Source organism: Fusobacterium sp. FSA-380-WT-3A (assembly GCF_012843705.1).
GTDB lineage: Bacteria > Fusobacteriota > Fusobacteriia > Fusobacteriales > Fusobacteriaceae > Fusobacterium_B.
This window is the reverse complement of the sequence record NZ_JABAFQ010000002.1, coordinates 94,839-118,610: the sequence shown is the minus strand read 5'-3', so window position 1 is coordinate 118,610 and position 23,772 is coordinate 94,839. Positions and strand designations below refer to the sequence as shown.

Below are 23,772 nucleotides of genomic sequence, written 5' to 3'. Positions count from 1 at the left end.
GTTTTTATGAAAATATTTGTTTCAACTGGAGAAGTTTCTGGAGATTTACATCTTTCTTATTTAATAAAAAATATTTTAGAAGAAGATAATACAGTTGAATTTTACGGAATAGTTGGGGAAAATTGTAAATCTTTAGGAGTAAAATCACTATTAGATATAAAAGAATTAGCTATTATAGGTTTTTTAGAAGCTTTAAAAAAATATAAATTTTTAAAGAAAAAAGCTTATGAATATTTGGAATTTATTGAAAAAAATAATATAGAAAAAGTTATTTTAGTTGATTATGGAGGATTTAATTTAGCTTTTTTAAAACTTTTAAAAGAAAGAATGCCTCAAGTGGAGGTTTTTTATTATATTCCTCCAAAATTATGGATTTGGGGTAAAAAAAGAATAAAAACTTTAAGATTAGCTGACCATATAATGGTAATATTTCCTTGGGAAGTTAATTTTTATAAACAATATGGAATAGATGTTGTTTATTATGGGAATCCTTTTATTGAGAAATATCCTTTATTAAGTGATGAAATAGGAAATAAAATTTTATTACTTCCAGGAAGTAGAAAACAAGAAATTACATCTTTATTACCTGAAATGCTTAATTTAGTTGAAAAAAATAAAGATAAAGAATTTATTTTAAAACTTCCTGATAAAAAAACTTTTAAATGGATAGATAGAGATTTAAATATTTATAAAAATTTAGAAATTTTTCAAGGAAGTTTAGAAGATGCTGTAAAAAAATCTCAAGTGGCTATTGCTGCCTCTGGGACAGTAACTTTAGAATTGGCTATTATGGGATTACCAGCAATAGTAGTATATAAACCTAGTTTATTAAATCTTTTGATAGGAAGATATTTATTAAAAATAAAATATATCTCTCTTCCTAATTTAACTGAAAATAAAGAAGTTTATCCAGAACTTATAGGAAATCAGTATAATGAAAAGAATATTTTAGACAAACTTCAATTTATAATGTCTAATAGAAAGAAATATCAGAGTGATATAGAAAATATTAGAAAAAAACTTTATGGGAAAGATATAATTAGAAGTTATTCTAAATATATTTTGGAAGGAAAAAATAAATGTTAAAAGAAAAATTGGCGAAAATTTATAAAAGTGATGCTTTGGGGGGCTTCATAAAGTACAGTTTTAAATATAAAATATGGCTTATAGGAACTGTTACTTTATCTATAATATCATCAGCTATGGGAGCTGTACCAGCCTGGTTGTCTAAATATTTAGTAGATGATGTTTTAATTTCTAAAAATGGAAAGATGATGATATTAGTAGGTGGAGGAATTTTTTTAACAACTTTGATAAAATCATTAACAGCTTACTATGCTGAAACAACCTCTGTTTATTTGAGTGAGAAAATAAGAAGAGAGATAAAAATAGATATATTTAGACATTTAGAACATTTACCAATATCTTATTTTAATCAAAATAAGTTAGGGGATATAATGGCTAGGTTGTCTGGAGATTCTTCAAATTTAGGAAGAATAGGATTTCTTTTATTTGATATGTTAAGAGAAATAATAACAGTTTCAGCTTTTTTAGTTAGAATGTTTCAAGTAGATATAATACTTTCTTTAATAGCTTTAGTAGTAGCTCCAGCTATCTTTATTATGGTAAAGAAATATACTAAAAAACTTAGAAATACAGGTAAAGAAAGACAAGATACTATTGGAGATGCTACAGCTTTTATGCAAGAATCACTAGCAGGAGTTCAGGTTATAAAAGGTTTTAATAAAATAGATGACATTATAGCAAAATATGAAATTGTAACTGATGGAGAAATGAAAAAAATATATAAAGCAGCAAAAATAAAGGCTAAAATATCTCCATTAAATGAAGTTTTAACAGCTCTTATGTTGGTGTTAGTAGCTGCTTATGGAGGATATTCAATTATATATTTAAAAACATTTACTCCAGGAGATTTAATCTCTTTCTTAACAGCTGCTGGACTTATGCAACAACCACTTAAAAGATTTATAAGAAGAAATAGTGAGCTTTATGAAATAGTTCCTTCAGGTGATAGAGTAATGGAAATATTTAAGATAAAACCTGAAAGAGATTGTTTTATAGAAGAACCAAAAGTATTTAGTGGTGATGTTGAAAATATTACTTTTGAAAATGTTGAATTTACATATCCAAATACTGAAACAAAAGTTTTAAAGGATGTAAGTTTCCAAGTGAAAAAAGGAGAAGTAGTAGCTTTTGTAGGAAGTAGTGGAAGTGGAAAGACTACAATAGTTAATTTGCTTCCTAGATTTTATGATATAGATAGTGGAAGTATCAAAATAAATAATATAGATATAAGAGAATATTCTTTAAAGCAATATAGAGCACATATAGGGATGGTTCCACAAGATACTTTTTTATTTAGTGGAACAATAGCTGAAAATATAGCTTTTGGAAAACCTAATATTTCAAGAGAAAAAATTGAGGAAGCAGCAAAGATGGCCAATGCTTATAATTTTATTGTAGAATTAGAAAAAGGATTTGAAACAGAAGTAGGAGAAAGAGGAGTTCTTCTTTCAGGAGGACAAAAACAAAGAATAGCTATAGCTAGAGCTTTAATTCAAGACCCAGCTATAATGATATTAGATGAAGCTACTTCAGCTTTAGATACAGAATCAGAAAAACTTGTACAAGAAGCTTTAGATAAATTAATGGAAGGAAGAACAACTTTTGTTATTGCACATAGATTATCAACAATAATATCAGCTGATAAAATAATTGTTATGGATAAAGGAGTTATAAAAGAAGTTGGAAAACATGAAGAGTTATTGGCCAAAAAAGGGTTGTACTCAAAATTGTACAATATTCAATATAATAGAGAAAAGGAACTAGCGACATTATAAGAGGAGAGAAAAATGAGTAAAGTTTTAAGAGAAGATGGAAGAGAAGTAGATAGTATTAGAAAGGTAGAAGTAGTAAGAAATTATACAATGCATGCAGAGGGCTCTGTCCTTATTTCATTTGGAAATACAAAGGTTATTTGTACTGCTTCAATATCTGATAAAGTACCTCCATTTTTAAGAAATACAGGAAAAGGTTGGATAACTGCTGAATATTCAATGTTACCTAGAGCAACTGAAGAAAGAACTCAAAGAGAATCTTCTAAAGGTAAGCTTAGTGGAAGAACTATGGAAATTCAAAGATTAATAGGAAGAGCTTTAAGAGCTTGTGTTGATTTAGATAAAATTGGAGAAAGAACAATAACAATAGATTGTGATGTCATTCAAGCTGATGGAGGAACAAGAACAGCTTCAATAACTGGAGGATACATTGCTTTAGCTATGGCTATAGAAAGAATGGTAAGAGCTGGAGCTTTATTAGAAAATCCTTTAAAATCTAAAATAGCAGCCATAAGTGTTGGAATTGTAAATAGAATTCCAATGTTAGATTTAAAATATAGTGAAGATTCAGCAGCTGAAGTTGATATGAATGTAATTATGAATGATAAAGGAGAATTTGTAGAAATTCAAGGAACTGGAGAAGAAGCTACTTATAGTAGAGTAGAATTAAATCAATTACTTGATTTAGCAGAAAAAGGACTTAAAGAGTTATTTGAAATACAAGATAAAAATTTATCTGAAGAATTTGGTATAGTAGAAAGATAAGGTGGAAAAATGAAAATCTTTTTAGCAACAGGAAATAAACATAAAATCGAAGAGATAAAAAAAATATTTTCAAAGGAAGATATCGAAATTTTATCTATAAATGATGGAATAGAAATTCCTGAAGTAATAGAAGATGGAAAAACTTTTGAAGAAAATTCAAAAAAGAAAGCTTTAGAAATCTCAAAATTTACAAATATGATAACAATAGCTGATGATTCAGGAATATGTGTTGAAGCTTTAGGAGGAGCTCCAGGAGTTTATTCAGCAAGATATTCAGGAGAAAATGCTACTGATGAATCAAATAATAAAAAACTTATTGAAAATTTAAAAGGTATTGAAAATAGAAATGCAAAATTTGTATGTGTAATAACTTTAGCAAAACCAACTGGTGAAACTTATAGTTATACAGGAGAAATTCATGGGGAAATAATAGATGAACCTCGTGGAAAATATGGTTTTGGTTATGATCCATATTTTTATGTAAAAGAATATGGGAAAACAACAGCTGAAATGGAAGATTTCAAAAATAAAATCAGTCATAGAGCTAAAGCATTGGCAAAACTTAAAGAAAATCTAGATGATATATTAAAATAAGCTAGTTGAATAAGCTAGCTTTTTTATATTTATATAAAATTTATAAAAATTATAGAAGAATTTTAAAGAAATAAATTAAAATTTAATAGCAAATTATAGTATAATATAAAAGTATAGAGATTTTTTATAGATATTTAAGGAGGAAAGATGATTCCAAGTGAAATAGTAAAAGAATTGGATAAATATATTGTTTCACAAGATGAGGCAAAGAGAAATTTAGCAATATCATTAAGAAATAGATATAGAAGAAAAAATATAAAAGATAAAAATATGAGAGAAGAAATAACTCCTAAAAATATTATTCTTATGGGTTCAACAGGAGTTGGAAAAACAGAACTTGCTAGAAGATTGGCAAAGATTACAAAATCACCATTTTTAAAAGTGGAGGCTACTAAATATACAGAAGTAGGTTATGTTGGAAAAGATGTTGAAAGTATAATAAAAGACATAGTTTCTCTTACAGTAAAAAGATTTACTTCTGAAAAAACAGAGGAATTAAAAGAAAAATATTATGATAGGGCTGTAGAAGAAGTGGCTAAAAAAATAAATAATTTAGATACATTAGATGAAAATTTTAAATCTAATTTAATAGAAGAAATAAAAAAAGGAAATTATGATGAAAAAACTATTGAATTGGATAAAAGTCAATATGAACAAGGAAATAAATCTCCTATAATAGAAATAATGGGTTATTCAGAAAAAGGGGATATTGGAGATATAATTCAAAATGTAATGAGTATGGGAGAAGGAAGAAAGGGAAAAAAATCAAAAGTAAAGATAAAAGATGCTATTAATTTAATAATAAATAAAGAAATTGAAGAAAATCTAGATTATGATGAAATAGGAAGAGAAGCAGTAAAAAAAGTAGAAAATGATGGGATTATTTTTATTGATGAAATAGATAAGATAGCTGGTACTAATAGTGTAGGGAGAGGAGAAGTTTCTCGTCAAGGAGTTCAAAGAGATATACTTCCAATAATAGAGGGAACTACTGTTATGACAAAATATGGTCCTGTAAGAACAGAACATATTTTATTTATAGCTGCAGGAGCTTTTAGTGAGGCAAGTTTTTCAGATTTAATGCCAGAATTACAAGGAAGATTTCCTTTAGTTGTATCTATGGAAGATTTAACAAAAGAGGATTTTGTAAAAATACTAACAACAGTAGATTATAATTTAATTGAGCAATATAAAAGTTTACTTTTAGTTGATAATGTAGAGATTACTTTTAGTAAAAATGCAATAGAAAAAATAGCAGAATATGCTTATGAACAAAATTGTACTGTTGAAAATATTGGGGCTAGAAGATTGGCTGCTGTAATAGAGTTAATTTTAAGAGATATAATGTTTGAGGCTCCTTATAAAGAATTTAAAAAAATTAATATAGATAAGAAAATGGTTGATAAAATTATAAAAAATGAAAAAGAAGAGGAAAATTTAGATAAATATATATTATAGGAGAAAATTTATGCATTTAAAAGGAATAGAGATATACGGATTTAAATCTTTTGGTGAAAGAATAAAAATAGATTTTAATAAGGGGATAACATCAATAGTAGGACCTAATGGGTCAGGAAAATCAAATATACTAGACTCTATTCTTTGGGTGCTAGGAGAACAATCATATAAAAATATAAGAGCTAAAGAAAGTAAAGATATAATATTTTCTGGTGGAGAATCTAAAAAAAGTGCAAATAATGCTGAAGTTTCCCTTTTTATAGATAATAAAGATGGATATTTTTCAACTGATGAAGAAACTTTAAAAATAACTAGAAAACTTTTTTCTAGTGGAGAAAATGAATATTTAATCAATGATAAAAAAGCTAGACTTAAAGATATTAGTGATATGTTTTTAGATACAGGAATAGGAAAATCTGCTTATTCTGTAATTGGGCAAGGAAAGGTAGAAAGAATAATATCTTCTTCTAAAAAAGAAGTTAAAGAGATAATAGAAGAAGCAGCTGGAGTAAAGAAATATCAAATAAGAAAATTAGAAGCTGAAAAAAAATTAGAAAATGTAATAAATGAAGTTGAAAAAATAGAGCTAATTTTATCAGAAACAGGAGAACAAAGAACAAAAATAAAAAAACAAGCTGAAAAAGCTTTAGAGTTTTTACAAATAAAAGATGAAAGAGATTCTCTTGATAAAGGGATAAATATTTTTGAATTAGGAAAAAATCAAGAAAATTTAGAAAAAACTCAACAAAAAAATAAAGAATTATTAGAATCTCTTAATAAAATAAAAAATGAAAAGGAAGAAAAAGAAAAGGAAATAAAAGAAGTCACAGAAAATATACAAAATATAAAAAATGAAATTCAATTATTGATGGATAAAAATGAAAATTTAAAAAAATTAATAAATGATTTTGAAAAAGAAAAAGCAAAACTTCTTGAAAGAGAAGAGGGATTTAAAAGGGAGGAAAAAGATAGAAAAGAGAGAATAGAATCTTTTAAAGAAAAATTAAATAAAAATCAAGAAAATCATCAATCTCTTTTAAATGAAAAAGAAAATTTAAAATCTATTTTAGAAGAGGGAGAAGATAAAGTTTCTTCTTTAGAAATTCAAATTAATGAATTAGAAAATAAAAAAATAGTTTTAGAAAGAGAAATTGAATTAAAGAAAAGACAATTAATGGATTTTGAAGTTGAAAAATTACAATATGAAAATGCTCTTGAAAACTCTGAAAAAAGAATAAAAGGAAGTACTTCTAAAATAAATAATCTTATAAAAGAGATAGAAGAGATAGAGAAGAAAATATTTGATAATAATCAATTATTTGAAAAGTGTAAATTAAAAAAAGAAAATTTAGAAAAACAACTTGTAGAAAATGATGAAAACCAACTTCAATGTGAGAAAAATATTTCAGAATATAGTGTAAAAATAAATAGAATAAATGATGAAATTAGAAAGAATGAATTTGATTTTTCTAAAAATAAAGAAAGATATGATTCAATTCATAGATTTGAAGAAAATAATGAGGGATTTTATAAAGGTGTAAAGGAGATACTAAACTTAAATATAAAAGGTGTTGAAGGAGCTCTTATTTCAATAATAAATATCCCAGAAAAATTTGAAAAGGCAATAGAAGCTTCAATTTCAGGAAATTTACAAGATATTGTTGTAGAAAATAGTGGAATTGCAAAAAAATGTATAGAAATTTTGAAGGAAAGAAAAGTAGGGAAAGCTTCTTTCTTAGCAATGGATACTATAAAAGCTTTTCCTAAAAAAGAGATTCCTAAATTAAATGGAGTGATTGGGAGAGGTTCTGAGTTAATTTCTTTTAATCCAAAATATCAAAAAATTATAGATATGGTATTAGGAAATCTTTTAATTGTTGAAGATGTAGACACAGCAATTAATATTTCAAAGAAAAATCTTTTCTCAGGGAATATAGTTAGTATTTCAGGAGAGTTTATTAGTGGAACAGGAAGAATAACTGGAGGAGAAAATAAAGTTACTGCAATTTCTCAAATGTTTGAGAGAAGAAAGGAAGCTAAAAGGTTAGAAGAAGTTTTAAAAAATCTAAATATTAGTATCAAAAAAAATAAAGAGTTATATGAAAAATTAAATGAAACATTAACAGAATTAGAAAATAAAACTCAAACCTTAGATACACAAAATTTAAGTTTAAGAAAAGAGATAAAAAATCTATCAGAAGAATTTGAAAATTTAAAAAGTAAAAATGAAAGATTTATTAAAGAAAAAAGAGTATCTATTTCTGAGAAAGAAGAGGAAGAAAGATATCTTTTAGAGTATAATAAGAGAATAAAAGAATCATTAGATAGTAAAGAAACTATAGAAAAAAATACAAAAGAAGTAAAAATATATATAGATATAAAATCTAAAGAGTATGAGCTCTTAACAGAAAATATCAGAAAATTAAAAGATGAATTTTCTGATATAAAAATAAAATTTTTGAATACAAAGGATAGAAGTAATCAAATAGAAAATGATATAGAAAAAAATAATAATGAGAAAAAAGAGCTTATTGAAGAAAAAAAAATAGCAGAAGAAAGATTAGAAAAATTAATCAAAGAATTGGAAAGCATAAAAATTACATTAGAAAAAATAGAAAAAGATAAAGTAGAAAAGGACTTACAATTTGAAAAAGAAAATAGAGAATTGTTAGTTGCTAATGAAAGAGAACAATTTTTCCAATTAAAAGAAAAAGAATTAATAGGTGTTATAAAAGATATTGAAAGTAAGCAGTATAAAGAGGAAGAAAAATTAAAAAATGAATTGGAAAAAATAGAGGAATATCAAAGAAAAATCTCATCTTTAGAAGAAAATATAAATTCTATGGAAGAAATTAAAGAAAAATTAGTAGAAGAAAGTATTTATAAATCTTCAGTAGATAGAGTTAAGTATCTTAATAACAAAATAAAAGATTTTGAAACAGTAAATTTACTAGCTGTAGAAGAATTCAAAGAGTTAGATAAGAAATATAATTTTATAAAAGCACAAAAAGATGATTTAGAAACAAGTAGAAGCTCTCTTCTAGAAATTATAGAAGATATAAGTAGAGCTATAAGAGAAAGATTTTTTGATGCTTATAATAATATTAATGCTAATTTCAATCAAATGTGTATGGAAACTATTGATAACTCTGAGGGAAGTTTAACTATTTCCAATGAGGAAGACTTTGAAAATTGTGGAGTAGAAATATTTGTAAAATTTAAAAATAAAAAAAGACAATCTCTTACTCTATTATCAGGAGGAGAAAAATCAATGGTTGCAATAGCTTTTATAATGGCAATATTTATGTATAAACCAAGTCCTTTTACTTTCCTTGATGAGATAGAAGCTGCTCTTGATGAAAAAAATACCAAAAAACTTATAAATAAATTAAAAGAATTTACAGATAAGTCACAATTTATTTTGATAACACATAACAAGGAAACTATGAGGTCATCAGATAGTATTTTTGGAGTTACAATGAATAAAAAAATAGGAATTTCTAAGATAGTCCCTGTAAATTTATAAAAAAAATAACAAATATTAAAATTTTCTTTGATTTTTATCAAAATAAAAGGTAAAATATAAGGAGTTATTATAACTAAAACAGAGAGGGAAAAATGAAACTGTTGGCATATATATATTATCTTATCACAACCTTTAGAAATTGGCTTTATGATAAGAAAATTTTAAAAATAAATAAAGTAGATGATATTTTTGTTATTTGTATTGGAAATATAACTGTTGGTGGAACTGGAAAGACACCAGCAGTACAATATTTTGCTAAAAAACTTCAAGAAGAGGGAAGAAATGTTGTTGTTGTTTCAAGAGGCTATAGAGGAAAAAGAAAACAAGACCCTTTAATTGTTTCTAATGGGAAAAAAATATTTGTTACTTCAAAAGAAAGTGGAGATGAACCATATAGTCATGCAACAAATTTAAAAGTTCCTGTAATAGTTGGAAGAAATCGGTATGAAGCAGCAAAGTTAGCTAAAAAAACTTTTAATGCTGACACTATTTTATTAGATGATGGATTCCAACATAGAAAATTTTATAGAGATTGGGATATAGTTTTGGTAGACGCCACAAATCCTTTTGGTTGGGGAGCATTACTTCCTAAAGGGACTCTTAGAGAAAGATTTGAAGATGGAGCAAAAAGAGCTTCAGAATTTATTATAACAAAAGCAGATTTAGTACCAGAAAAAGATTTAGAAACTATAAAAAGATTTTTGAGAATGAGGTTTGGAAAACCAGTATCAGTAGCTATGCATGGAATAAAATCTTTATATGATATGTCAGGAAATATGAAACCACTTTTTTGGGTAAAAGGAAAAAGAGTTTTATTATTTTCTGGACTTGCTAATCCACTTAACTTTGAAAAAACTGTAATCTCTTTGGACCCCTCATATATAGAGAGAATAGATTTTTTAGACCATCATAGTTTTACCCAAAAAGATATAGATTTAATCGAGAAAAAAGCCAATGAAATGGGAGCTTCGTATATAATAACTACAGAAAAAGATGCTGTTAAGTTACCTAAAGATATAGATTTAAAAAATTTGTTTGTTTTGAAAATAGAGTTTGAAATATTAGAAAATAATACTTTACAATGTTTGAGAGGAGAAAAAAATAATGACTGATACTTTAAGTCTAAATGGGCTTAATAAAAAAGAAATAGTTTCAAAATTAACTAACTTCTATAAAGAAAATGAAAATTCAAGAAATATACTTTTAAAGAATATGATTCATACAACAAATAAAAGAGCTTTTTTTACAATAGATGAAAATTGTAATATAAAAAGAAAAAATGGAAATTTTATATTAGCAAGTACATTATTTATAGATGAAGATGAAAAGTTTTTAGAATACCTTGCAAATAATATAGATTTGTCAGACCAAGATAAATATAATGAAAATTCCATAAAAAGAATGTCAAATGAAAAAGTAGATATTTTAGAAAAAAATTCTATAAAATTAGTAATAAATGGAAAATTAGAATTTGGAATAAAATATCTTTATGAATTATACAAAAGAGATGAAGAGAGATTTTTTAAATTTTTAAGTAAAATAGCTCTAATGGATAATTTAGATTTTAACAAAAGTTTATATGTTTATTCTCTAAAAAAATATTTTGAAAAATATGGTTATTCTTTAGAAGTATTTTATTATGTAATTTCTTATATTATTAAAGTAAGATTTGATTTATATGAATATGAAAATATACAAATTTCAAAAAATATAACAAAGGAACAATTAAAAAATAGATTTTTTAATAATGTAGCAAAATATAGAAATCTAGAAGGTCTAAAACTTTTAAGTTATTTAAAACTTTTATTAGAATATGATTTTGAAAATGAGGAAAAATATATAAATATTTTAAAAAATAGAATGGATAAATTAGAAGAAAGAAATTCTTTGAAAGATTTAGATAATATAACAGAAGAAATTTTTGATAAACTTATAAAGTAATGGAGAATTAAAAGTGAGAATAGGGATTTATGGAGGGAGTTTTGACCCACCACATTTAGGACATAAAAAAGTAGCAGAGTTTGTAGTAAAAAATCTTAATTTAGATAAACTTTTAATTATACCAGTTGGAATAGCTTCTCATGGAAAAAATAATCTTTCAGATAGCATTTTAAGATATGAAATGTGTGTTTTAAATTTTTCTAATATAGAAAAAGTTGAAGTTTCAAAAATAGAATTGGAAAAAAATGAGTTATCTTATACTTATAGAACTTTAGAAAATCTTATAAATATTTATGGAAAAAATAATGAGTATTTTGAAATTATAGGAAGTGACTCAGCAGCTTATTTTACTAAATGGAAGAATTATAATGAAATTTTAGAAAACTCCACAGTAGTTGTATTGAGAAGAAAAGGTTATGTAAGTGAGATAAAATCAAAAAAAATAATAGAATTTGAAAATAATTATTTTGATGTTTCTTCTACTGAAATAAGAGAAAAATTAAAAGATAATGAAGACTGTAGTGAGTTTTTAGATAAGAAACTTATAAAATTTATAAAAGAAAATAATTTATATAAATAAAAAGAGAGAATATTCTCTCTTTTTATTTTATATTCATACCTTTTTTTACTTTTGGAAGCTTTTCAGGAGTTAAAATTTCTATAAGTTTAAATCCTAAATCTTGCATATAACCTGTACCACAAACAGTAATAAGATTATCATCTATCACAATAGGATTATCCAAAATATTACAAATACCATTTACTAAATTAGAATTTGAATAATGAATAGTAATATTTTTTCCATTAATCAAACTATTTTTTATAAGAAATAAAGGAGCTCCAGATATAGCTACCACAATTTTTTTATTTTTTAAATAATATTTAATAAGTTTAAGACATTCCTCACTTCTAAAAAGATTTTCATATCCAGAATAACCACCAGGTAAAATAATACAATCTCCATCTTTATAATCAGCAAACATATCGTCAGCTTTGATAATAATATTTTGGGCAGAATTGACAAAAATATTTCTACTCAATGAAAGAGTAGTTACCTTTATTTTAGCTCTTTTTAAAATATCAATGGGAACAGTAGCTTCTATTAATTCAAATCCCTCTCCCAATAAAACATAAACTTTTTTCATGATTTAATTACTTTTTTTAGTTTCAACTTTTTTATTTTCTTGGGTTGTAATTTCGTTTTTTTCAGGAGAAGTTATCTCTTTAGAAGTTACTTCTTTTTTCTCTTCAATTTTATTTTCTGTTTTTTGCATTTCAGGGAAAGCATCTTTTAATTTTGAATTTAAATCATATTTTTCAACTAAAGAGTTAACATAATTTATTTTTTCTTGATTAACTTTTTGTATTAAAAGTTGTTCTTTAATTTGAGGCAAAACAACTTCAGGGTCTAATTTTTCTAATTTATCAGCATTTTCTTGATAAACTGATAAAAGTTCCGCATCACTAACAACAGCTCTTTCTCTACCCATTTTTGTTAAGAAAAATTCTTTTTCAAGATTTTCTTTTAATGCATCTAGTTGTTTTAATTCTTCTTCAGTATATTTTACTTCACTCATTTCTTTTAATATAGCTTTATTAACTAAAATAGCAGCAGCTTGGTTTTGGTCACCTTTTACATTGTCTATTTCTTCTTGAGTAAGAGTGATAGTGATATTTTTAGGTTGCTTAGGCATTTCACAGCCTCCTAAAATTAATACTCCTGCTAAGAATAAAAATATTTGTTTTTTCATATCAAATCCTCCAAATAAACTTTAAAATTTATTTATTTGATGATTTATTATAATAAAAGGTTTAAAAAAAAATAGATTTATTATAAAATTATTATAAGGTGGTGAAAAATAATGTATGAAAAATTTAATATAGAAAAAAAAGATATAATAACTATAACAGGAGCTGGCGGAAAGACATCATTGATGTTTTTATTAGCTAATGAATTATCAAATTTTGGAAAAGTTTTGATAACAACTACAACTAAAATAAAAGTTCCTGAGAAAAGTAAATTTAAAAAATTAATTGTAGAAAATAAATTAATAGATGGAAAAAATAAAAATATATTTATCATAGGAAAAAAAATAGAAAATAATAAAATAGTGGGCTTAGATTATAAAACAATAGATAAATATAGAAGTCAATTTGATTATATCTTAATAGAAGGAGATGGAGCAAAAGAAAAATTAATTAAATTTTGGAATAACACAGAACCATGTATACCTGAATATTCTACTAAAATAGTAGGAGTATTGAATTTAAATATTTTTAATATGAAATTAAATAAAGAAAATGTTCATAGATATGAAATTTTAGAAAAAGTTTTACCAAATTATATAGAAAAAAATATTGAGGAAAGTTTTTTAGTTGAATATATAAAAAAAGCTAAGTATTTTGCTGAAAACAAAAATGGTGAAAAATTTTTATTTATTAATGGAATAGATGGAATAGATAAAGATAAAAAAGAAAAAATAGGAATATTTATAAAGAAAAAATTAGAAGATGAAAAATATAAAGTTAAAGTAATTTTAGGAAGTGTAAAATAAAAAAGGAAAATACAAATTATTTTCCTTTTTTATTATTAAAGGTTAGCCATTTCATAAAGTCTAGCTATTCTATCTTTAGTTGATGGATGAGTACTAAAAAGTGTAGCCATCTTATCTCTTGATGAAAGAGGACTTACAATAAACATATTTTCTGTAGATGGACTGGCATTCATAGGATTTCTAGCCACTCCAATTTCAAGTTTTTCTAAAGCATTAGCTAAATATAAAGGATTTCCACTAAGTTTAGCTCCATATTCATCAGCTTTATATTCTCTAGTACGAGATATAGCCATTTGAACAAGCATAGCAGCAATAGGAGCAAGAACAGCTACAAGTAAAAGAGCTATTGGATTTCCTCTATCTTCATCATCTCTACTTCCACCAAAAATAGCTCCCCATCTAGCCATATTAGCTAAGAAAGATATAGCTCCAGCAAAAGTGGCAGCCACAGTTCCAATTAAAATATCTCTATTATTTACATGGCCTAATTCATGTCCTATTACTCCAGAAAGTTCATTATCATCTAATATTTCCATAAGTCCAGAAGTAACAGCCACAGCAGCATTTTGTGGATTTCTTCCAGTAGCAAAAGCATTAGGTTGATTTGAATGAATCATATAAACTTTAGGCATAGGTAAATCAGCTTTTTTTACCAATCCTTGTACGAGTTTATAAAGATCAGAATTTACAGAAACTGGTTTAGCATTATACATTTTAAGAACAATTTTATCACTGTACCAATAAGAAATAAAATTTGTAAATCCAGCTAAAATAAGGGAAAAATATACTCCCTGTCTTCCTCCAATAAGATTACCTATGAAAAGCATTATAAAAGTCATTACTCCCATAAGTATAAAAGTTTTAAAATTTTTCATTGACTCCTCCTAAATATCTAAAAATAATTGAATATTATAAAAAATTTCAGTATAATTAATTATAATTTTTTTTAGTGTTATTTAGATGTTAAAATCTCTAAATTAGTTTAAAATAAATAAAATATATAAGGAGAAAAGATGAAAAAAATATATAAAAAAGCAATAATAGACATTGGAACAAATTCTTGTAGATTATTTATTTCAGAAGTTGAAGATGAAAATAAAAAAATTAAAATTTTAAAAAAATTATATAAAGAGACAAAGATTACAAAATTAGGTAACTATATGGATAAAAATTTAGTTATATCTATAGAGGGTATTAACAAATTGATAGAAGTTATAAAATATTATAAAGATATTTGTACAAAATATTTTTGTGAGAAAATCATAGCTTTTGGAACTTCAGCCATAAGAGAATCTAAAAATAAAGATAAAATTATAAATGAAATTTTTAATAAAACAGGAATAAAAGTAGAAGTTATTTCAGGAAATCAAGAGGGAAAAATGACTTTTTTAGGTTCAAGTACAGAATTTTCAGAAAAAATAATGCTAATAGATATAGGTGGAGGAAGCACAGAGTTTATATTTGGAGATTTTGAAGAAATAAAATATTTAAAAAGTTTTAAGTTAGGAGCAGTAAGAGAAACAAAGGATTATTTTTATAATGACAATTATGAAAAAATAAAGATTTGTCAAAACTCTATAAAAGAGAGAATAAAAGAAGTGGAAGTTTTTAAAAATGAAAATTTTATTCTTGTAGGAGTAGCAGGAACTGTAACAACTAATGTAAGTGTTTATGAAAAAATGAAAATATATGATTCTGAAAAAGTTCATTTATATAAATTAACTAAATTTATGTTAGAAGAAAATCTAAAAAAATATTTAGGATTAAATTTAGGAGATAGAATGAAAATGATTGGATTACAACCTGAAAGAGGTGAAAATATAATAGCTGGAACAATTATAGTTTTGGAAATAATGAATATATTAGAAAAAGATGAAATAATAGTATCTGAATGTGACGGATTAGAAGGAGCTATGATAACTCTTAAATAAGGAGGAAAAATGAAAACATATCATTATATAGTTAGTGGAAAGGTTCAAGGAGTTGGATACAGATTTTGTGTTGGATATAAATTAAAAAAATTAGAAATGAGAGGAATTATTAGAAATTTAGATTCTGGTGATGTGGAAATTTATCTTCAAGGTGAAGAGAAAAAAATAAAAGATTGTGAAAGATATATAAAGTTAGGGTCACCATATGGAAAAGTTAGTAATATAAAAAAAGAAATTGTAGATATAAAAGAATTTTCAAAATTTAATATTGAATATTAATGTAGTAAATGATATAATTTTTATTGGTCAATGATTAATAAAAATGATAATTATAGAGAATATTTAAAATAAAATTATAAAGTTAAAAGAGAAAATAATATAAAAATCACAGTCTAAATATTAATTAAAAAAATTAGACTAATCAATAGAAATTTACAATTTCTTAATTTTAAGGAGTGAAAACAAATAATGGAAATAGCTTTAATAATAGCATTAATTTTATTTTTTATAATAGCTGGTATTTTAGGACCTCAAAGAGCATTAGGATTTATTCCTGTATTGATGATAATGGCTTTATTATTTGTATTTTTTGGATATATAATCGTTGTATTTTTTCCGTTTATATTAATATTTTTAATTTGGAATATATTGACAGGAAAAAGTAGTGCCAATAATGGAAGAACTAGAACATATTATTATAGAACTAGCACTAATGCAGAGGATTTTGAGGAATTTTTTAGAAGAGCTAGTGAACAACAAAATAATAATGGATACTATTATGGTGGAAATTACGGAAACACAAATAATGGAAGTAATAATTATGGTGGATATAGGAGTTATTTTGAAGATAAATCAAAATATTATAAGATTTTAGGAATTCAAGAAGGAGCAAGTCAAGAGGAGATAAAAAAGGCTTTTAGAACTCAAGCAAAACTCCATCATCCTGATAAATATGCAAATGCTTCTCAAAATGAAAGAGATTATCATGAAAGAAAATTTAAAGAGATAAATGAGGCATATGAAAAATTAAGTTCACAATAAAAATTCTTCATTTTGTTTGGAATAACTATTATTATATGGTATAATGTAATAGATTAATTTTACTTTGAAGGAGAAAGAAATGGAATTAAAGGCTTTAATTCTAGCAGCTGGAAAAGGTACTAGAATGAAATCTGAAAAGCCAAAAGTAATCCATAAAGTAAATGGAATACCAATGGTTCAAAAGATTTTAAATGAATTAAAGAAAATTAATATAAAAGAAAGTATATTAATTTTAGGGCATAAGAAAGAAGAAGTTTTAGAAACTTTAGGAGACATTTCTTATGTAGTTCAAGAGCAACAATTAGGAACAGGACATGCTATAATACAAGCAAAGGAATTATTAAAAGATTATGATGGGGATGTAATGATTCTTTGTGGAGATACTCCTCTTTTAAAAGGAGAAACTTTAAAGAAAATGTATGAATATCATAAAAGTAATAATTGTGTTACAACAGTTCTTACAGCTATTTATGAAAATCCATTTGGATATGGAAGAATATTAAAAGAAAATGGAAAATTTATAGGAATTGTTGAAGAAAAAGAAGCAACAGAAGAAATAAGAAAAATAAAAGAAGTTAATGCTGGAGTATATTGTTGTAATTCTAAAGAACTTTTTAAAGCTTTAGATAAAATTGATAATAACAATGAAAAAGGTGAATATTATTTAACAGATATTATAAAAATTCAAGTTAATGAAAATAAAAAAGTAGACAGTTTTATTTTAGAAGATAGTCAAGAAATTTTAGGAGTAAATTCAAAAGTTGAGTTAGCTTTAGCTTCTAAAGTATTAAGAGAAAGAAAAAATAAAGAACTTATGGAAGAGGGAGTAATCTTCATAGACCCAGACAATACATATATCGAAGAAACAGTAAAGATTGGGATGGATACAATTATTTATCCAGGAGTTGTATTACAAGGAAATACAATTATTGGAGAAAATTGTGAAATTGTAGGAAATAGTAGAATAATAGATAGCATATTAAAAAATCATATAAGGGTAGAATCTTCTGTTATAGAGGAAAGTATATTAGAAGACAAAGTAACAATGGGACCTTTTGCTCATTTAAGACCAAAAGCACATTTAAAAGAAAAAGTACATATTGGAAACTTTGTTGAAGTAAAAAAATCTACTTTAGAACCAGGAGTAAAAGCTGGACATTTAACATATTTAGGAAATGCTACAGTAGGAAAAGATACAAATATAGGTGCAGGAACAATTACATGTAATTATGATGGAGTCAATAAATTTGATACAAACATAGGTGAAAAAGTATTTATAGGAAGTAGTACAATGTTGGTTGCTCCAGTAAATATAGGAAGTAATTCTGTTACAGGAGCAGGGTCAGTTATAACTAAAGATGTCCCAGAGGATGCTTTAGCAGTAGAAAGAAGTAAGCAATTAATAAAACTTAAATGGAGGAAATAAAAGACATGCAAATTGATATGAAAGAAGTTAAAATTTTTTCAGGAACATCAAATGTAGAATTAGCTGAGAAGATAGCTAAGAGATTAGGACAAAAGTTAGGAGATGCTCAAATTGTTAGATTTAAAGACGGAGAAATCTATGTAAGAGTAGATGAAACTGTTAGAGGAAGAGATGTATTTATTATTCAACCTACTTCAGGTCCAGTAAATGAAAATTTAATGGAACTTTTAATTTTCATTGATGCTTTAAAAAGAGCATCAGCTAAAACAATTAATGTTTTAATGCCTTATTATGGATATGCTAGACAAGAGAGAAAATCAAGTCCAAGAGAACCAATTACAGCAAAATTAGTTGCTAACTTACTTACTACAGCAGGAGCAAATAGATTAGTTGGGATGGATTTACATGCTGACCAAATTCAAGGATTCTATGATATTCCAGTAGACCACTTACAAGCATTACCACTTTTAGCAAAATATTTTTTAAGTAAAGGATTTAAAGGTGATGATGTAGTAGTAGTATCACCAGATATTGGAGGAGTAAAGAGAGCTAGAAAATTAGCAGAATGGTTAGATTGTAAAATTGCTATAATAGATAAAAGAAGACCAAAACCAAACTTATCAGAAGTAATGAATCTAATAGGAGATGTAGAAGGAAAAATTGCTATTTTTATAGATGATATGATAGATACAGCTGGAACTATTACAAATGGTGTAGAAGCTATAATGAATAGAGGAGCTAAAGAAAGTTATATATGTTGTAGTCATGCAATTCTTTCAGATCCAGCAGTTGATAGATTAGCAAAATGTCCTGTAAAAGAAGTTGTTATAACTGATACAATAAGACTTCCAGAAGAGAAAAAAATAGATAAAATAAAAGTTTTATCTGTTGATGTATTATTTGCGAAAGCAATAGAGAGAATTGTTAAACATGAATCTGTTTCTGAACTATTTGATAGTATAGATACTTTTGAAGAATAAAAATCTTTATAATCTTAGTAAAAATTAAAAAAAAGCTAGTGTTTTCACTAGCTTTTTTTTTGTTTTTGTGATAAAATATAGTGCGAAAGTTTGAATTGTAAACTAGAGATTTTTATTTTAGAAAATGAGGTATACAATTATGGAAATTTCAACAAAAGAAATAGGAGAAAAATTAAAAAAAGGAAGTATAATAATTTATCCAACTGATACAGTTTATGGTGTTGGAGGAATTATTGAAGAGGAAACATTAGTAAAAATTTACAAAGCTAAAAGTAGGAGTTTTTCTTCGCCTTTAATAGCTCTAGTAAATAGTTTAGAAAAAGTTAAAGAGATAGCTTTTATAGAAGAGAAAAATCATGAAAAAGTAGAAAAATTAATAAAAGCTTTTTGGCCTGGAGGACTTACTATTATTTTAAAGAAAAAAGATATAGTACCTTCAATAATGGTATCTAATGGAGAAACTGTTGGTGTAAGAATGCCTAATCATAAAAAAGCTTTAGAAATTATAGAAAGTGCTGGTGGGATATTGGCTACTACAAGTGCAAATATTTCAGGGGAAAGTACTCCTTCATCTTTTGAAGAACTTTCAGAGGAATTTAAAAAAAAAGTTGATATTATAGTTGACGGGGGAAAATGTCCAATAGGAACTGCTTCTACTATAATAGATATGACTAGTGAAAATGTTAAAATTTTAAGAGAGGGAAGTATCTCTAAATTAGAAATAGAAAATGTAATAGGGAAAATATAAGAGTGGAGGTTATTAATGAAAGGACAAAGAATCAATCCAGACAAAATCAATCCTATGGAAATAAATGCAATGTCATCTATGATGGGAATGATGGGTATTTTACAAAAAATTGGAAAAGGAAAAAGAAAATATTCTATAAAACTTGATAAAAATCATAAAAAATTTTTATCAAGATTTATGGTGGATATAAAGAAAGAGTTTGAAAAAACATACTCTAATATACCTCAAATGAAAGGAGTTTTAACATTCTTAGATTATGTAAAAACTTCTTGTGAAAATAAAGATTTAAAAGAATTAAATGTTAGTTATGAAGAGTTCGATTTCTTAAAAAGAATGTTAATGGATTCTTTAAGAGGAATTGAAACAATGAAATTAAAATGGTATCAATTAGTTAAAAAAGCAACTGTAAAAATGATGAAGACACAATATAAAGCAATTTTAGAGCAATTAAAATAGTTAGGAGGAATATATAAATGGAAGATATGTTTGATATCCATGATATATCAGAAGTTGTATATCAAGAAACTTTTGATAAAATGTACGATTCTTTAGTGGCTGAATATAAAAATGGAGAAATAGATTTAGAAACTTTAGAAAGAAATGAAGAGGAACAACAAAAAATATTAATGAATGGTCTTTATGAAGGGGAAACAAAATTTGCTCATACAAACGCAATAGTAGATGCTCATCAATTTGTTATTACATTAATAAAAAATGGAAAAATAAAAAAAGAAGATTAATAAATTTATAGGTGCTGATTTAAAATCAACACCTATTACTTTTATTAAAGACTTTTATACAAAAAAAATTGTCTAAAGAAAGTAAATATAATAAGGAGGTACAAATATGTATTATAATGATGAAAGAGAGTATATAAGCTCTAGTGCCAATAATAGATTACTAAGGTCATCTTTTGCTTATATGGTAATAGGTCTTTTAATAACTTTTTTAGTTCCAGCATATATAATTTTGTATAATCAAAATTTAATTTATAGTATAATGAAATTATATATGCCAATAATAATTTTAGAATTCATAGTAGTGATAGGATTATCAGCAATGTTGCATAAAATATCTACTATGACAGCAAGATTATTATTTTTCTTCTATTCTTTTTTAAATGGATTGGTTTTTTCAATAATAGGGGTAGTGGTAGGAGATATTTATATTATAGGGTATACTTTATTTACAACAATGGTAATGTTTGGGGTAACAGCAGCTTATGGATATTTTACTAATGAAAATTTAAGTAATTATGGTGGATATTTAAAAACAGGTTTAATATCTTTAATAATAATTAGTATAATAAATATATTCTTAAAAGCTCCATCATTATATTGGATAGTAACTATAATGGGAGTTGTAATATTCTCAGCTCTAACAGCATATGATGTTAATAAGATAAAAAATATGGCTTATGAAATTTCATATGGTGATGAAAGTACTATAGAAAAATTAGGAGTAATAGGAGCTTTAACTCTTTACTTAGATTTTATAAATCTATTTTTATATCTATTAAGAATATTTTCAAGAAAAGGAAGAGATTAAAAAATAATAAAAGGAGCTACAATGTAGCTCCTTTATTTTTTTATACTAAAGCTTTAATCCATCTTCTAGAAATAAATCTAGGGAAACCAAATAAAAGTCTACCAATTTCTTCTAAACAAATTAATAAATATAAAACTTTTATATCTATATTGAAAAAATGTACAGACAAAAATCCAATAGGAATAGCTAAAAACCACATAGAAACTCCCTCAGCAATAGTAGCATATAAAACATCTCCACCACCTCTAAAAGAACCTATAATAAAACTCATTCCTAAAAATCTAAAAGGTAAAATAAAGGCCATTATTTTTAAAATTATTAATATATTTTCTTTTATTTCAGTTGATACATTGAAAAATAAAGGTATTAAAGGGGAAGTAATAAAAAATAAAATTCCCACAACAATTCCAACTAAAAAAGAAAAAGAAGCCATTTTTTTTCCTTTTTCAAATACTTGATGAATAGATTCACCAGCACCAATACTATGTCCAATAATAATTGAACTAGCTACTCCAAGTCCTATTCCAAAAATATGAAATAAATTGTTCGTTATTCCAGCTATTTGCATAGTAGCTATAGCATCAGCCCCTAATAAAGAGTAAGATTTTGAATAAGCTGTAACTCCAGAAACCCATATAAAATCATTAATAACTACAGGAGTGGCAGTTTTTATAAAAAGTTTTACATCATAAGAATCAAATGAAAATAATTCTTCAAAACGAGCCTTTATTATATGATTTTTTATATATACCATATAAGTAAGGTATAATAATTCAATAAATCTTGAGAAAGTAGTACCTAAAGCAGCTCCTACAACTCCCATAGGTTCAAGTCCAAGTTTTCCAAAAATAAAGATATAATTTAAAATACCATTGAAAAGGAAACCGATTATACTTCCTTTCATAGGGGTTGCTGTTTCCCCTACACTTCTCATAGTTGCACAAAAGTTAAAAGATAAACAAGTGAAAATATAACTAGGAGCTACTGTCCTTAAATAACTAGAACCAATTTCGACAACATTATCATTATTTATAAAGGATTTGATGATAATTTGTGGAAAAAATAAAGCTATTGTTGTAAAAATTAATGTGACTAATATAGAAATAATATAAGCTATACCAGAAAATTTTTTTATATTATGTAATTCTTTTTTTCCCCAAAACTGAGACATAAGAACACTTCCACCAACACAAACAGCTGTCATAGTTAGGAAAAATACTAAATAATATTGATTAGCTAGTCCAACAGCTGCAATTTCATTGACTCCTAAATGACCTATCATAATATTATCAAGAAGATTTAAAGAAGAAGTAACTAAATTTTGTCCTATTAGAGGTAAAGATAAAATTAATAAATTTTTAATAAATAATTTGTCATATTTAAAAAGTGATAAAATTCTATTCATAAAAAATCTCCTGTTAAAAATAATGAAAATAAAAAAGCAGTGGGTTATTAATAGCTGCCCACCTGCTTTTGATTAGTTTATTATACTTAAAAAAAAGAAATTAGTCAATAATATATAGAATTTAATTAATAAAAAAATTAATTTGTCTAGATAAAAATAAAAAATTTTGTTATAATTTTTTTGATGGGAAAATTATTGAAAAGGAGATTTTACTTTATGGATAGAACTCTTAATAAATTAGAAAGTGAAATTTTAGAATTAACTTCATATACTGGAAAAGTAATTCTTCAAAATGGTGGGGAAGTTTATAGAGCTGAAGATGTTATTTGTAGAGTAGGAAAACATTATGGATATGAAATAGAAACTTTCGTTACTTTAACTTGTATAGTTGTATCTATAAAAGGAAAAGATAAACAATATCACTCTTTGGTTACAAGAATTTCAGAAAGAAGTTGGAACTTAAATAAAATTCATAAAACGAATAAACTTATAAGAGAGATAGATAATTATACTTTTGATGAATTTTATGAAAAAATGAGAAAAATAGATAATAATTTTTATATTGAATTATATAGATATATGATAGGTTTTGTTTTTGTATCAATTTTTTTTACATTATTGTTTGGAGGAAATTTCAGAGATTCTTTAATAGGTGGTCTTACTGGAATAACAGTAGGTGTTGGAAGTTACTATTTAGGTAAAATGGGAGCTAATGGAGTTTTAATAAATAGTATAGGTGGCATGATTTGTACTGTAATCCCATGTATAGGTAACTATTATGGATATACAAATAATACATCTATAATAATAATATCATGTTTGATGAATCTTGTTCCAGGGTTGGTATTTGTAAATGCAATAAGAGATTTTATTTCAGGAGATTTAATAGCAGGGAATTCAAGACTTATGGAAGCTATTATGATAGCTACCTCTTTAGCTGTAGGAGCTGGGGTAATTTTAAAAATTTATACTACTATGGGAGGTGTAATTTATTAA

The 23,772-nt window shown here is 25.2% G+C and carries 24 protein-coding genes; 20 read left to right on the top strand and 4 right to left on the bottom strand.

Features of this window, described 5'->3' with window-relative positions; genetic code table 11:
• The first annotated feature begins 6 nt into the window (after window positions 1-6).
• The 9 genes from lpxB (at window position 7) to nadD (ending at window position 11,722) form a co-directional block, all read left to right on the top strand.
• Window positions 7-1,086, top strand: a complete 1,080-nt coding sequence (lpxB, locus tag HF862_RS02410; RefSeq protein ID WP_170186336.1) for a lipid-A-disaccharide synthase — start codon at window positions 7-9, stop codon at window positions 1,084-1,086.
• A complete protein-coding gene (locus HF862_RS02405; protein ID WP_170186335.1) occupies window positions 1,080-2,861 on the top strand; it encodes an ABC transporter ATP-binding protein in 1,782 nt (593 codons plus the stop codon). Before lpxB ends, HF862_RS02405 begins: the two co-directional genes overlap by 7 nt.
• Window positions 2,862-2,873: 12 nt before the next feature.
• Window positions 2,874-3,623 (top strand): ribonuclease PH, encoded by a 750-nt coding sequence (gene rph / locus HF862_RS02400; protein ID WP_170186334.1) that lies wholly within the window; start codon window positions 2,874-2,876, stop codon window positions 3,621-3,623.
• A gap of 9 nt (window positions 3,624-3,632) precedes the next feature.
• The gene (locus HF862_RS02395; RefSeq protein WP_170186333.1) at window positions 3,633-4,217 is read left to right on the top strand and encodes an XTP/dITP diphosphatase; all 585 of its coding nucleotides are present in this window, start codon (window positions 3,633-3,635) and stop codon (window positions 4,215-4,217) included.
• Between the two features lie 147 nt (window positions 4,218-4,364).
• Complete coding sequence (gene hslU, locus HF862_RS02390; protein WP_170186332.1) at window positions 4,365-5,675, top strand: ATP-dependent protease ATPase subunit HslU; 1,311 nt, start codon at window positions 4,365-4,367, stop codon at window positions 5,673-5,675.
• Window positions 5,676-5,685: 10 nt separating this feature from the next.
• Window positions 5,686-9,201, top strand: coding sequence for a chromosome segregation protein SMC (gene smc, locus HF862_RS02385; RefSeq protein ID WP_170186331.1), 3,516 nt, complete (start codon window positions 5,686-5,688; stop codon window positions 9,199-9,201).
• 92 nt (window positions 9,202-9,293) lie between these two features.
• The gene (gene lpxK / locus HF862_RS02380; RefSeq protein ID WP_170186330.1) at window positions 9,294-10,313 is read left to right on the top strand and encodes a tetraacyldisaccharide 4'-kinase; all 1,020 of its coding nucleotides are present in this window, start codon (window positions 9,294-9,296) and stop codon (window positions 10,311-10,313) included.
• The gene (locus tag HF862_RS02375; RefSeq protein WP_170186329.1) at window positions 10,306-11,142 is read left to right on the top strand and encodes a hypothetical protein; all 837 of its coding nucleotides are present in this window, start codon (window positions 10,306-10,308) and stop codon (window positions 11,140-11,142) included. The genes lpxK and HF862_RS02375 overlap by 8 nt, the downstream gene beginning before the upstream one ends.
• Window positions 11,143-11,155: 13 nt before the next feature.
• A complete protein-coding gene (gene nadD / locus HF862_RS02370; RefSeq protein WP_170186328.1) occupies window positions 11,156-11,722 on the top strand; it encodes a nicotinate (nicotinamide) nucleotide adenylyltransferase in 567 nt (188 codons plus the stop codon).
• Between the two features lie 22 nt (window positions 11,723-11,744).
• Here the strand turns inward: nadD and HF862_RS02365 are convergent, their stop codons facing one another.
• Both HF862_RS02365 and HF862_RS02360 read right to left on the bottom strand, forming a co-directional pair.
• Entirely contained in the window at window positions 11,745-12,287 is a 543-nt protein-coding gene (locus HF862_RS02365) for a DJ-1/PfpI family protein (protein ID WP_170186327.1), read from the bottom strand.
• Window positions 12,288-12,290: 3 nt separating this feature from the next.
• Window positions 12,291-12,893 (bottom strand): hypothetical protein, encoded by a 603-nt coding sequence (locus HF862_RS02360; protein WP_170186326.1) that lies wholly within the window; start codon window positions 12,891-12,893, stop codon window positions 12,291-12,293.
• A 111-nt stretch (window positions 12,894-13,004) separates the two neighbouring features.
• On the opposite strand from HF862_RS02360, the gene yqeC reads away from it, so the two are divergent.
• Window positions 13,005-13,697 carry a selenium cofactor biosynthesis protein YqeC gene (gene yqeC / locus HF862_RS02355; RefSeq protein ID WP_170186325.1) on the top strand — a complete coding sequence of 231 codons (693 nt, stop codon included), beginning with the start codon at window positions 13,005-13,007 and terminating at the stop codon, window positions 13,695-13,697.
• A gap of 35 nt (window positions 13,698-13,732) precedes the next feature.
• Here yqeC and htpX read toward each other — a convergent pair whose 3' ends face one another.
• The gene (gene htpX / locus HF862_RS02350; RefSeq protein ID WP_170186324.1) at window positions 13,733-14,572 is read right to left on the bottom strand and encodes a zinc metalloprotease HtpX; all 840 of its coding nucleotides are present in this window, start codon (window positions 14,570-14,572) and stop codon (window positions 13,733-13,735) included.
• A 138-nt stretch (window positions 14,573-14,710) separates the two neighbouring features.
• On the opposite strand from htpX, the gene HF862_RS02345 reads away from it, so the two are divergent.
• The 9 genes from HF862_RS02345 to HF862_RS02305 all read left to right on the top strand — a co-directional run bounded on the left by HF862_RS02345 (window position 14,711) and on the right by HF862_RS02305 (window position 21,371).
• Complete coding sequence (locus HF862_RS02345; RefSeq protein ID WP_170186323.1) at window positions 14,711-15,628, top strand: Ppx/GppA family phosphatase; 918 nt, start codon at window positions 14,711-14,713, stop codon at window positions 15,626-15,628.
• 9 nt (window positions 15,629-15,637) lie between these two features.
• Complete coding sequence (locus tag HF862_RS02340) at window positions 15,638-15,907, top strand: acylphosphatase (RefSeq protein WP_170186322.1); 270 nt, start codon at window positions 15,638-15,640, stop codon at window positions 15,905-15,907.
• Window positions 15,908-16,096: 189 nt separating this feature from the next.
• Entirely contained in the window at window positions 16,097-16,669 is a 573-nt protein-coding gene (locus HF862_RS10125) for a J domain-containing protein (protein ID WP_304205902.1), read from the top strand.
• A 79-nt stretch (window positions 16,670-16,748) separates the two neighbouring features.
• Window positions 16,749-18,095, top strand: coding sequence for a bifunctional UDP-N-acetylglucosamine diphosphorylase/glucosamine-1-phosphate N-acetyltransferase GlmU (gene glmU / locus HF862_RS02330; RefSeq protein WP_170186321.1), 1,347 nt, complete (start codon window positions 16,749-16,751; stop codon window positions 18,093-18,095).
• A gap of 5 nt (window positions 18,096-18,100) precedes the next feature.
• The gene (locus tag HF862_RS02325; protein ID WP_170186320.1) at window positions 18,101-19,075 is read left to right on the top strand and encodes a ribose-phosphate pyrophosphokinase; all 975 of its coding nucleotides are present in this window, start codon (window positions 18,101-18,103) and stop codon (window positions 19,073-19,075) included.
• Between the two features lie 139 nt (window positions 19,076-19,214).
• Window positions 19,215-19,823, top strand: coding sequence for an L-threonylcarbamoyladenylate synthase (locus HF862_RS02320; protein WP_170186319.1), 609 nt, complete (start codon window positions 19,215-19,217; stop codon window positions 19,821-19,823).
• A 15-nt stretch (window positions 19,824-19,838) separates the two neighbouring features.
• The gene (locus HF862_RS02315) at window positions 19,839-20,279 is read left to right on the top strand and encodes a hypothetical protein (protein ID WP_170186318.1); all 441 of its coding nucleotides are present in this window, start codon (window positions 19,839-19,841) and stop codon (window positions 20,277-20,279) included.
• A gap of 17 nt (window positions 20,280-20,296) precedes the next feature.
• A complete protein-coding gene (locus HF862_RS02310; protein ID WP_370456839.1) occupies window positions 20,297-20,563 on the top strand; it encodes a hypothetical protein in 267 nt (88 codons plus the stop codon).
• A gap of 106 nt (window positions 20,564-20,669) precedes the next feature.
• Window positions 20,670-21,371, top strand: coding sequence for a Bax inhibitor-1/YccA family protein (locus HF862_RS02305; protein ID WP_170186317.1), 702 nt, complete (start codon window positions 20,670-20,672; stop codon window positions 21,369-21,371).
• Window positions 21,372-21,411: 40 nt separating this feature from the next.
• On the opposite strand, the gene HF862_RS02300 is transcribed toward HF862_RS02305, so the two are convergent.
• On the bottom strand, window positions 21,412-22,776 hold the full coding sequence (locus HF862_RS02300) for an MATE family efflux transporter (RefSeq protein WP_170186316.1): 1,365 nt from the start codon (window positions 22,774-22,776) through the stop codon (window positions 21,412-21,414).
• Window positions 22,777-22,992: 216 nt separating this feature from the next.
• Between HF862_RS02300 and HF862_RS02295 the strand changes: the two genes are divergently transcribed.
• Window positions 22,993-23,772, top strand: coding sequence for a threonine/serine exporter ThrE family protein (locus tag HF862_RS02295; RefSeq protein WP_170186315.1), 780 nt, complete (start codon window positions 22,993-22,995; stop codon window positions 23,770-23,772).

Coding starts and splice junctions, on each gene's coding strand:
- HF862_RS02305 (WP_170186317.1), top strand. CDS start 20,670: ATGTATTATAATGATGAAAGAGAGTATATAAGCTCTAGTGCCAATAAT.
- HF862_RS02360 (WP_170186326.1), bottom strand. CDS start 12,893: ATGAAAAAACAAATATTTTTATTCTTAGCAGGAGTATTAATTTTAGGA.
- HF862_RS02300 (WP_170186316.1), bottom strand. CDS start 22,776: ATGAATAGAATTTTATCACTTTTTAAATATGACAAATTATTTATTAAA.
- HF862_RS02315 (WP_170186318.1), top strand. CDS start 19,839: ATGAAAGGACAAAGAATCAATCCAGACAAAATCAATCCTATGGAAATA.
- HF862_RS02320 (WP_170186319.1), top strand. CDS start 19,215: ATGGAAATTTCAACAAAAGAAATAGGAGAAAAATTAAAAAAAGGAAGT.
- HF862_RS02365 (WP_170186327.1), bottom strand. CDS start 12,287: ATGAAAAAAGTTTATGTTTTATTGGGAGAGGGATTTGAATTAATAGAA.
- yqeC (WP_170186325.1), top strand. CDS start 13,005: ATGTATGAAAAATTTAATATAGAAAAAAAAGATATAATAACTATAACA.
- rph (WP_170186334.1), top strand. CDS start 2,874: ATGAGTAAAGTTTTAAGAGAAGATGGAAGAGAAGTAGATAGTATTAGA.
- HF862_RS02310 (WP_370456839.1), top strand. CDS start 20,297: ATGGAAGATATGTTTGATATCCATGATATATCAGAAGTTGTATATCAA.
- HF862_RS02295 (WP_170186315.1), top strand. CDS start 22,993: ATGGATAGAACTCTTAATAAATTAGAAAGTGAAATTTTAGAATTAACT.
- HF862_RS02345 (WP_170186323.1), top strand. CDS start 14,711: ATGAAAAAAATATATAAAAAAGCAATAATAGACATTGGAACAAATTCT.
- HF862_RS02325 (WP_170186320.1), top strand. CDS start 18,101: ATGCAAATTGATATGAAAGAAGTTAAAATTTTTTCAGGAACATCAAAT.
- HF862_RS02405 (WP_170186335.1), top strand. CDS start 1,080: ATGTTAAAAGAAAAATTGGCGAAAATTTATAAAAGTGATGCTTTGGGG.
- HF862_RS02395 (WP_170186333.1), top strand. CDS start 3,633: ATGAAAATCTTTTTAGCAACAGGAAATAAACATAAAATCGAAGAGATA.
- glmU (WP_170186321.1), top strand. CDS start 16,749: ATGGAATTAAAGGCTTTAATTCTAGCAGCTGGAAAAGGTACTAGAATG.
- HF862_RS02375 (WP_170186329.1), top strand. CDS start 10,306: ATGACTGATACTTTAAGTCTAAATGGGCTTAATAAAAAAGAAATAGTT.
- lpxB (WP_170186336.1), top strand. CDS start 7: ATGAAAATATTTGTTTCAACTGGAGAAGTTTCTGGAGATTTACATCTT.
- hslU (WP_170186332.1), top strand. CDS start 4,365: ATGATTCCAAGTGAAATAGTAAAAGAATTGGATAAATATATTGTTTCA.
- HF862_RS02340 (WP_170186322.1), top strand. CDS start 15,638: ATGAAAACATATCATTATATAGTTAGTGGAAAGGTTCAAGGAGTTGGA.
- smc (WP_170186331.1), top strand. CDS start 5,686: ATGCATTTAAAAGGAATAGAGATATACGGATTTAAATCTTTTGGTGAA.
- lpxK (WP_170186330.1), top strand. CDS start 9,294: ATGAAACTGTTGGCATATATATATTATCTTATCACAACCTTTAGAAAT.
- htpX (WP_170186324.1), bottom strand. CDS start 14,572: ATGAAAAATTTTAAAACTTTTATACTTATGGGAGTAATGACTTTTATA.
- HF862_RS10125 (WP_304205902.1), top strand. CDS start 16,097: ATGGAAATAGCTTTAATAATAGCATTAATTTTATTTTTTATAATAGCT.